Raw genomic sequence first — 8,635 nt, forward strand, 5'->3', positions numbered from 1 at the left:
CAAAGCGTTAAATAAACTTACTAGCCTAGGTATGCCTGAAACTCAGTGCATTGTTTAAGAATTAGGCAACTATGGACTAGGCATGTCTTCTATCTGAATTAAGCAACAAAACCGCTCTTTGGCATCTCGAATTAATGATAACTTTCAAGTTTTCAAGCCTGCATCTTCAAGTTGAACGAGTATAGAGAAATGTCGCAAGACATCATCATTCAAAGGCATTACTCTAATTAAGCGTGAAAGTGTTAGCTGTTGTCTGGGTGAAACGGTGTCAGACTCGACACATAAATCGCCCCTTTGTGTGGCTGCAGCTTTGCTTTTGAAATCTCACTATCGTTATTCGCTTAAGGTTGTCCATGCTAGGTAATATCAATCTCAATTTACTGCGTTCGCTGCATGTGCTTCTAGAAGAGTGCCATGTCAGCCGAGCTGCTCAGCGGCTGCATATCACGCAATCTGCCGTGAGTCGCCAACTGGCTCAGCTGCGAGATTTGTGTGGTGACCCTTTGCTAGTCCGTGATGGCAATAAACTGGTACCAACCAACCGCGCCCTGTTACTTAAAAGCAAGCTTGATGATCTGCTTGGCGAGTTTGACCACTTGCTAGATGATAAACCCTTTGAACCGCAGGACTGGCAAGGTGAATTGGTGCTGTCTTCGAGTGACTATGTCGCTCAGTATATCTTCCCTGTGATCGTCGCAGAGGTATCTGCCGAAGCCCCAAACATTAACTTGGCTTACCGATTATGGCAGCCAAACTACCTTGAAGCGTTGAACGAATCCGGTATTCATTTAGCTTCCAGTATGCTTCCTCAAAAGCCTGAGCATGTGTCGAGTATCAAGCTTGGTGAAGACAAACCAGTGTGTTTGATGCGTAAGTCTCATCCATTAGCACAACAATCGATGCAGTGTGCTCAAGATATCGTCCACTACCCACACATCAAAGTCACGGGAGGGGGGGATAAAGACAGTTACGCGGATATCGCTTTAAAGAAACAAGGGTTTAAGCGTAGGGTGGCGCTTCAGGTTCCATTTTTTTCAGCGGCGGGAACCGTGTTAATGCAAGATGACTATTTGATGATTGTGCCAGAGCATATCGCCTACAATCTGAGGCGACACCTTGATGTGACTTACTTTCCTCTGCCGTTTGATACACAAATGCACACCTATTGGTTGATGTGGCACCCTAAGTATGACAATGATTCTGCTCATAAGTGGGCACGAGAAAAAGTATTCCAAGCTATGCAAAAGTCGAGTTACAACATAAGTATGACTTGAAATATGGTTATGATCTTCAGTCATACTCACAATGATAATCTTTGATTTCAAATAATACCATTTGCGAATTAGGGTAAGTGCTATCAAGTATAAAGTGTAGTGCGTTCAGCTGAGCGCAATGTATTACTAGGAACGGAATGATGACAATAACAATCTGGTTTTCTTTATTAGCGGTTTGCTTACTGGGTGCGATGTCTCCTGGCCCAAGCTTAGCGATGATTGCTAAGCATAGCCTAGCAGGGGGGCGTGTGAACGGGCTTGTTGCGGCTTGGTCGCACTCGATTGGCATCGGTATTTACGCGTTTGCGAGCATTGTAGGTTTAGCGGTGGTGCTTGAACAATCTCCGATGCTTTTTAAAGGGATCAGTCTTGCAGGGGCTGTATACTTATTTTATTTGGGTATGAACGCATTACGGTCGAAAGGCGGTGTGGCTGCGAAATTAGAAGCGGGCGAAAAAATGAGCTACATGCAGTCGGCTCGTGAAGCTTTCTTAGTCTCGATCTTGAGCCCAAAGATCGCGCTGTTCTTCATAGCACTGTTTAGCCAATTTATCGCGCTGGGTAACGAACTTGCGAACCAAGTCATTATTGTTTCAACGCCAGTGATTGTTGATGGCCTGTGGTACACCTTTATTACTATCGTGCTCTCTAGCCCGCTGATCGTTGATCGAATCCGATCGAAAGCGCAGCTCATTGATCGACTTTCAGGTGTGGTTTTGATCTTACTTGCGATTCGAGTGGTATGGTCGATTTAGCCATAAGCGCGGCTCATACAAGAAACACTATCTTTATAAAAGGCTCACTAGGCATTATCTAGTGAGCCTTTTTACAAGCTAGGTTGACCAGTTATTTACTACGATTGGTATCATTGCTTTGATGTCCAGCAATAGGCCCATTACGTCTGTAGCTCGTTAAGATTACGGGCTACTTATCCTTGTTAGCAACTATTTATTACCTGTTAACAGCTACTTATTACTTGAAAGGTCTTCGTACTCACCTTCAATCACACCTGCTTCACGGGTTGATGATTGGCGAGGGGTCATATGAGTGGTGAACCCTTGTTTTTTCATTTGATTCTGAATGCGCTTGCCGGTAATTAAAGCTGCAATCGCTAAAGGAATAGCAAGGACCAAGCTTGTGAATAGCGCCAAAAGGCCAGTAAACAATGCAACAATCGTAACCAGTATATTTTTCATATTTATTCCTCTTTTTCTATGTTGCTACTTTATCGCCTTCATTCTGAACGAAACATGAACGTCATTAAATATTTTTAGTGAGTATTATTCTTGAGGTATGTGCATTTGGAATGTTATCTGCAGTCGATAGCCGTTGCGTTGTATGCGCCCTATGAACCCACGGGGCGAGCTTGCTAATGTTTGAAGTTACAAGGTAGGAGTGCATCGATATAGCGATTGGCGCTATTGTTTCCACTCGCTTTTCAACGACATCAGCGTTTTTACCATCGTTTGTAGTTCGGACAAAGCCTAGATATACGTCAGCTTTATTGAGTTGCTGGCGCTTGGCATAGAACGTTGATGGGTTAAGTTCATTGAGCATACAAAACGCGAGTGTCGACAGTGAACTCGATTTAGATTGTTCGATAAGCATTTGCCATTCTTGATTGGTGTGCCGTTTTTCCATTTAAAATCTCATCATGGTTGGAGACTTGATCTTGTTCTTCGTGCTAGGTGATTAAAATGTGGGGTTTATGACGCGTGTTGAGTTGACTAGGGCTTTACCAAAGAGGATAACTTCTCCACCATTTTGAATGGTATAACGAACTTAAAGTTGGAGCGATGGATTCAGTAATGGTTTGACTTGCTTGAGAATCTAGGCTGATTCCAACTTGTCCTTTGGTCTAAGGGGATAGTTATCCCTATCTAATATTGAACAAGATTCCTATTAATGTCCTATTCTTATCTGAGGCTAGGTAAAGATTACTTTCTGGAAGGGAGTAGTTATAGAAATGACAAATGTATCAATTAGATGGCGTCTTATTTTTCTTTCCACGATTTCTGTATTCATTCTGTTTGGGTTTACGGTTAATGAAGTGCTGAAGAACGATGAGAAGATAGCTCACCTTGAAACTGCACTGATTAAGGTAGAAGCACTTCAATCTTTTAGCACCATCTCAAATGATGCTTCCCGATGGCTTGTTATGCCTAATAACGCCTCTGAAAAAGAGCAGTTGTTGATCAATCTCCAAGTAGAATTGAGCCTACTAGCCCAACATGAGGTAAGACTGCAAAAATCGGGCATTAATTGGAATATTGAGCCTAAATTAGCGGGGCTGAAGAGTGTGTTGGCGAGTCTATTAAGCGCTACGCAAAGCAGCAATAGTCGACAATCGACGGAGCAGGTCTTTTATGCATTGAAAGATATGTTGATGGCTCTTGCCGAATATCGGGTTATCTTGCTGGATACAAAGCTTAATCAAGCGGGTGAGGGGTTGGTCGACCTAACGAGCTACGAATTCTGGATTCAGAGAGAAGCATGGTTAATTCACCTTCTATACCGCTCTCCAGAGCTGAACAATCAATATCTTGTAGATTATGTTGGGGCCTTAGAAAGACAGCAATATTTGTTCGATGAGTTTACTCGATTGAGCAGCCGCTCCAAAGACACTGAAGTATTGACAAACACTTTTGCAAATAAAGCCGTTTCGGATAATTTCACGTCACGATTTTCTAAGGGAGACCTTACTTCCCCTGAAATATATAACCATATTAAAGGCTTAGAATTAAAGCAACAGATTACTGGTAAAGTCATCAGTGATCATGCCAAACAATTTCAGTCTGAAGTTCACAGCAATATCTCGCAGCTCAAAAGACAAACCCTGATCTTAGCACTGCTGTTCTTTGGAGGATCTGTCGCTGTGCTGTGGCTTGGTATCGCGACGTCTCAGCGGTTAAATAGAAATCTATCCCTTATTTTAAAGGGGGTGTCTGAATATACTGATCACAGTCATCGTCACAAGGTCATCCAAGTCGAAGGGAAGGATGAACTGACTGAATTTGTAGAGACCTTGAACCGAGTCATGGAAATTAACCAGCAGCACAATCGAGACCTGATTGAAGCAAAAGAAGACGCTATTTCAGCAAATAAAGCGAAAAGTGCATTTTTGGCGAATATGTCACATGAGATACGTACCCCTCTGAATGGCATTATCGGTATGTCAGAGATTTTGTCTCAAAGTCATTTAAATGCTAACCAACAAGAAGTGCTCCGAGACATAGAGTCTTCCTCGCACGCTTTATTGGTACTATTGAATGATATTCTCGATCTGTCCAAAATAGAGTCAGGTAACTTGACACTGTCGCCACACAACGCTGATTTAAGAGAAGTGGTGTATGACTCGGTGAGCGTGATTTTATCTAAAGCAATAAGTAAAGATATTGAACTCGACATTAATATCGATGCTCAAACCCCAGCGCAACTGTTTTTTGATGAGTACCGTTTGAGGCAGGTACTGACGAATTTGTTGTCGAATGCGATTAAGTTTACTTCACAAGGCACAATCACCACAGATGTCATTTATATGCCGATGTCGCTCGGTAAAGGTAAACTAGAGTGTTCGGTGTCTGATTCTGGGGTTGGAATTGAGCCTGAGAAGCTGGAATCTATTTTTGAACCTTTTACTCAAGAAGATGGCAGTATTACACGCCAATTTGGTGGAACTGGGTTAGGGCTAGCAATTTGTCGACAGCTGGTCGATCTAATGGGGGGCTATATCAGTGCGCAGTCTGTGAAAGGCAAAGGTTCAACCTTCTCTTTTTGCTTATATGTCGATACAGTCGAGGGGGATGTTCAGACCTTTGAGCGTCTCAAGCAGACGACTATTGTCTCTAATTCATTCAATTATTTAGATCAGTTGGTTAAGGAGTGCCAGCGTTTAAATATTGGTGCGAATGTGGTTTCTTCGGTCTCCAACTTAGACAAGGATCTAACAGAAAGCGATTTTATACTGTATTGCCATACTCTTCACCATTCAATGGACAAGGATCTCGCGACGCTCAAAGAGGTATACCCACTGTCTAGGGTGATTGTTTGCCAGCACCATCTATTCAAAACCAATTTCATTACAGAGGCAGTACACTCCACTCACACTCTGCCATTTTTAGGAAAACGGTTTTTAAAGAGCCTACAGTCTCTTGATCTCGATGAAGAGCAAGAACCCCAGTCGAAGGCTGAGGTTGAGGAAACTCGTTCTCTAAACCGCCGTATTTTGATTGTTGAAGATAATCTTATGAATCAAAAAATTGCGAGTTTCTTTCTAGAGAAAGCAGGGTATGAATATTTTATTGCCAGTAACGGGCAGGAAGCGGTTGATGTGATTACTCAAGGCGCCAAGTTTGACGCCATATTAATGGACTGTATGATGCCTGTTATGGACGGGATGACAGCAACTCGTGCAATTAGACAGTGGGAATCCGAGCAACAAGTTACACCGCTACCGATTATTGCTTTAACCGCCAGTGTGCTAGAAGAAGACATCAAAGATTGTTTTGAAGCGGGCATGAACGCTTATTTGCCTAAACCTTATAAATCCCACCAGTTATACGACCTTTTTAGCAGCCTCGATATTGTTTAGTTAGCCCATGACTGAGCTTTTGACATTCCTTACCACTGCCTGAAGCCACAAGTGTCGATGTGGAATCGAACACCAGAGTAAAGACCCAGCCCAACATTATGCTTTTGTCCGAACTTGGCATGAATTTTTTTGAGTTTAACGTGCAGGTCTTGTCGAGAAATACCGTTTGCGGGAACAAGGTCTAAGGCACAAAATTCCAAATGTTTACTCTGAAGTGCACCGCCAGCCTGTTGATTGTAGAGCTGAGAACGTTCACCTGATACAGGGATAACAACGCCAATTTCTGGCTCAATATACTGTTGAATGTATTTTAAGGTGTTGATCATGTTAGGTACATGATTCTTATTGGGGAGGGTAAACAAGATCGCGTTGCTCATAGCCCAGTCTGTTCCTTGCAGTAGTACAAGGTGTAAAGGCATGCTTTGCGTGACACCTGCTTCTTTGAGCTGTTGTCCAATCTCTTTGACTTGGTCTGCTGCGTTATTTAGAAGTGCCCAGCCTCGAAATGCGGCGCGAGTAGGAACCTTGTAACCATGAACGTCCACCACGAGGTCTTCGTAAGTGATTTCTGTTTCTTCGGTATACAGTTTTTCAAACTCTTCGGGGTAGGGATGAGATGTGGATAGCGCTAAGGTAATCAGGATACTTGAGTACATAAGGAGACTCCATTGCTTACGTTCGCTTCGATATTTATGTTGATTTACTGACGTTGGAGCTAGTCTTTATTCACGTTTGATTCAGTGGTTAGCCTGTTTGATTAAGTATAGACGCTAGAATTTAGGTACAAAAAAACCCACTGCAAAGAGTGGGTTACTAACATTATTACAAGTAAAATCGCAGGTGAGATTATTTCTTACCTTGGGTTTGCTTGTCTTCTTCTGTCAGCTCACGAATTCGGCGACTGATGTCACGGCGAGCTTTAGAGATCTCTGCACTCTTGATGATGTGATCGTCAACACGGTCTTCGTAGTCAGCTTTCATATTTTTGATAATGCTTAGGATTTCATCGTGAGTCATCTCTGGCTTGATGTAATCAAGTAAGTTATCAAGAAGGTCGACACGCTTACGGTTATCACGAACTTTCTTTTCGTTGTCTAACAGTTCACGTTTAAGTTTGTTCTTACGTCGTGCTTGGCTAACAATTTCTAATACGCTGCTCATAGATTCCTTTTCCTATTCGTCAAATACGTTGTCTGGTTCTGATTAAAGCATATCAATTGCTTATGTAACAGTCTTTAGATCAAAGCAAAAGTAAGCTTGTACAATTAATGAGCACTCTCGCTTTTATGCGATTGTTTTTATCTAATCATTCACGTTAGTATCCAATCTAGATACTGCATTGATATGAAATGTGAAATGAACCAACAACAATTGAAAACTGAAGCACCAATCAAGAGCGTGATGGAACCTTCAGTCGAACAAAATAAGCTTCGCGAAGCGTATGTTAAAGAGCGTACGTATCTGGAAATCGTGGAAATTGAGCTGAACCGTTCTAAGATCATGATGGTTGATGAACAAGGCAGAAAGAAAAGAGTCCCTATTTTGTCTGAGCACTAGTCATCAGTGACTGCATTGTGAAGTGTTGAGATGGAATGAATAAAATAATAAAAAGGAACAATGATGAATACAGTACTTTCCCCAATTGAAGCGAGAATCATTGGCTGTTTGATAGAGAAAGAAGTGACCACCCCGGATCACTACCCGTTGACGCTAAATAGCTTAACGACGGCGTGCAATCAAAAAAGTAATCGTGATCCGGTATTATCGCTGTCTGAAGCAGAGGTTTTGGATACGGTTGATGGCTTAATTAGCCGACGTTTAGTGAGTGATGAAAGCAGCTTCAATAGCCGCGTAAATAAGTATCAACATCGTTTTTGCAATACTGAATTTGGCGATCTGCAATTTACTGAGCAAGAGCGTGCCATTATCTGCTGTATGCTGCTGCGCGGCGCGCAAACTCCGGGTGAGCTGCGCACGCGAACGGGACGCTTAGCGAGTTTCAATGATGTGAAAGAGGTCGAATCTACGCTTGAGAAACTAGCCGTAAGAGCGGCTGGTGCCTTGGTGGTGAAGCTACCGCGCGAAGCTGGCAAGCGTGAGTCACGCTATCAGCATTTACTGAGTGGAGAGGTCGATGTTGAAGCGTTTGCTACGGCATCTGTATCTACGACACCTACTATGCCATCTATCAATAGCGAAAAACTTGAAGAGCTCGAGTCAGAAGTTGCCAGTCTACGTACTGAGGTCGCCGAGCTTAAAGCATTGGTAGAGTCACTGCTATAAATGCCTCAGTCTGACAACACTGCGGATTGGGTGGTCTACTTGATCCGCAATCGCCACAATGCACTCTATTGTGGCGTAACGAATAATTTGCAGCGTCGATTTGAGCAACACCAACAAGGCAAGGGTGCAAAGGCGCTTAAAGGTAAAGGCCCTCTGGAGCTTGTTTGGCACTTTGATGTTGAGTCAAAAAGCAAAGCGTTGAAAACGGAATACGCGATCAAACAACTTCCTAAAGCGACGAAAGAGAAATTGGTCGCACATACGCTGACCATCGATTGGCAGAAAGATAAGCTTCAATATATTGGCGTTTAGCAATACAGCATTATCGACAGGGGCAGACACCTTACTAATTTGTCCTTTATTTAAGTGGATATAAAAGCTTAACTATGTCTAATGTGCTTAGTTTATTGTTATACCCGTGATCATTGAAGGTGCTTGATTTTTAGTAAAATCAGGATCATGCTACGAACTATGATAATTACACTGA

The 8,635-nt window shown here is 42.6% G+C and carries 10 protein-coding genes; 6 read left to right on the forward strand and 4 right to left on the reverse strand.

Annotated features, from left to right (window positions below):
* The first annotated feature begins 353 nt into the window (after nt 1-353).
* The gene (locus Q1A70_RS17765; RefSeq protein ID WP_299694760.1) at nt 354-1,274 is read left to right on the forward strand and encodes a LysR family transcriptional regulator; all 921 of its coding nucleotides are present in this window, start codon (nt 354-356) and stop codon (nt 1,272-1,274) included.
* Nucleotides 1,275-1,414: 140 nt separating this feature from the next.
* A complete protein-coding gene (locus Q1A70_RS17770; RefSeq protein ID WP_299694769.1) occupies nt 1,415-2,029 on the forward strand; it encodes a LysE family translocator in 615 nt (204 codons plus the stop codon).
* A 210-nt stretch (nt 2,030-2,239) separates the two neighbouring features.
* Here Q1A70_RS17770 and Q1A70_RS17775 read toward each other — a convergent pair whose 3' ends face one another.
* Nucleotides 2,240-2,470, reverse strand: a complete 231-nt coding sequence (locus Q1A70_RS17775) for a hypothetical protein (RefSeq protein ID WP_299694757.1) — start codon at nt 2,468-2,470, stop codon at nt 2,240-2,242.
* A gap of 64 nt (nt 2,471-2,534) precedes the next feature.
* On the reverse strand, nt 2,535-2,915 hold the full coding sequence (locus tag Q1A70_RS17780) for a hypothetical protein (RefSeq protein ID WP_299694754.1): 381 nt from the start codon (nt 2,913-2,915) through the stop codon (nt 2,535-2,537).
* Nucleotides 2,916-3,300: 385 nt separating this feature from the next.
* Between Q1A70_RS17780 and Q1A70_RS17785 the strand changes: the two genes are divergently transcribed.
* On the forward strand, nt 3,301-5,865 hold the full coding sequence (locus Q1A70_RS17785) for an ATP-binding protein (RefSeq protein WP_299694766.1): 2,565 nt from the start codon (nt 3,301-3,303) through the stop codon (nt 5,863-5,865).
* Nucleotides 5,866-5,894: 29 nt separating this feature from the next.
* On the opposite strand, the gene Q1A70_RS17790 is transcribed toward Q1A70_RS17785, so the two are convergent.
* The gene (locus tag Q1A70_RS17790) at nt 5,895-6,521 is read right to left on the reverse strand and encodes a D-Ala-D-Ala carboxypeptidase family metallohydrolase (RefSeq protein ID WP_299694752.1); all 627 of its coding nucleotides are present in this window, start codon (nt 6,519-6,521) and stop codon (nt 5,895-5,897) included.
* Nucleotides 6,522-6,711: 190 nt separating this feature from the next.
* Nucleotides 6,712-7,026 carry a DUF496 family protein gene (locus Q1A70_RS17795; RefSeq protein ID WP_299694749.1) on the reverse strand — a complete coding sequence of 105 codons (315 nt, stop codon included), beginning with the start codon at nt 7,024-7,026 and terminating at the stop codon, nt 6,712-6,714.
* Nucleotides 7,027-7,221: 195 nt separating this feature from the next.
* Between Q1A70_RS17795 and Q1A70_RS17800 the strand changes: the two genes are divergently transcribed.
* The 3 genes from Q1A70_RS17800 (at nt 7,222) to Q1A70_RS17810 (ending at nt 8,460) form a co-directional block, all read left to right on the forward strand.
* Nucleotides 7,222-7,422, forward strand: coding sequence for a hypothetical protein (locus tag Q1A70_RS17800; RefSeq protein WP_299694746.1), 201 nt, complete (start codon nt 7,222-7,224; stop codon nt 7,420-7,422).
* 63 nt (nt 7,423-7,485) lie between these two features.
* Nucleotides 7,486-8,148, forward strand: a complete 663-nt coding sequence (locus tag Q1A70_RS17805) for a YceH family protein (protein ID WP_299694763.1) — start codon at nt 7,486-7,488, stop codon at nt 8,146-8,148.
* Nucleotides 8,149-8,460, forward strand: coding sequence for a GIY-YIG nuclease family protein (locus Q1A70_RS17810; RefSeq protein ID WP_299694743.1), 312 nt, complete (start codon nt 8,149-8,151; stop codon nt 8,458-8,460). It begins immediately after the preceding gene.
* Nucleotides 8,461-8,635: the final 175 nt, after the last annotated feature.

The organism is uncultured Vibrio sp., assembly GCF_947488985.1.
In the GTDB taxonomy this organism is placed as follows: Bacteria; Pseudomonadota; Gammaproteobacteria; order Enterobacterales; family Vibrionaceae; genus Vibrio.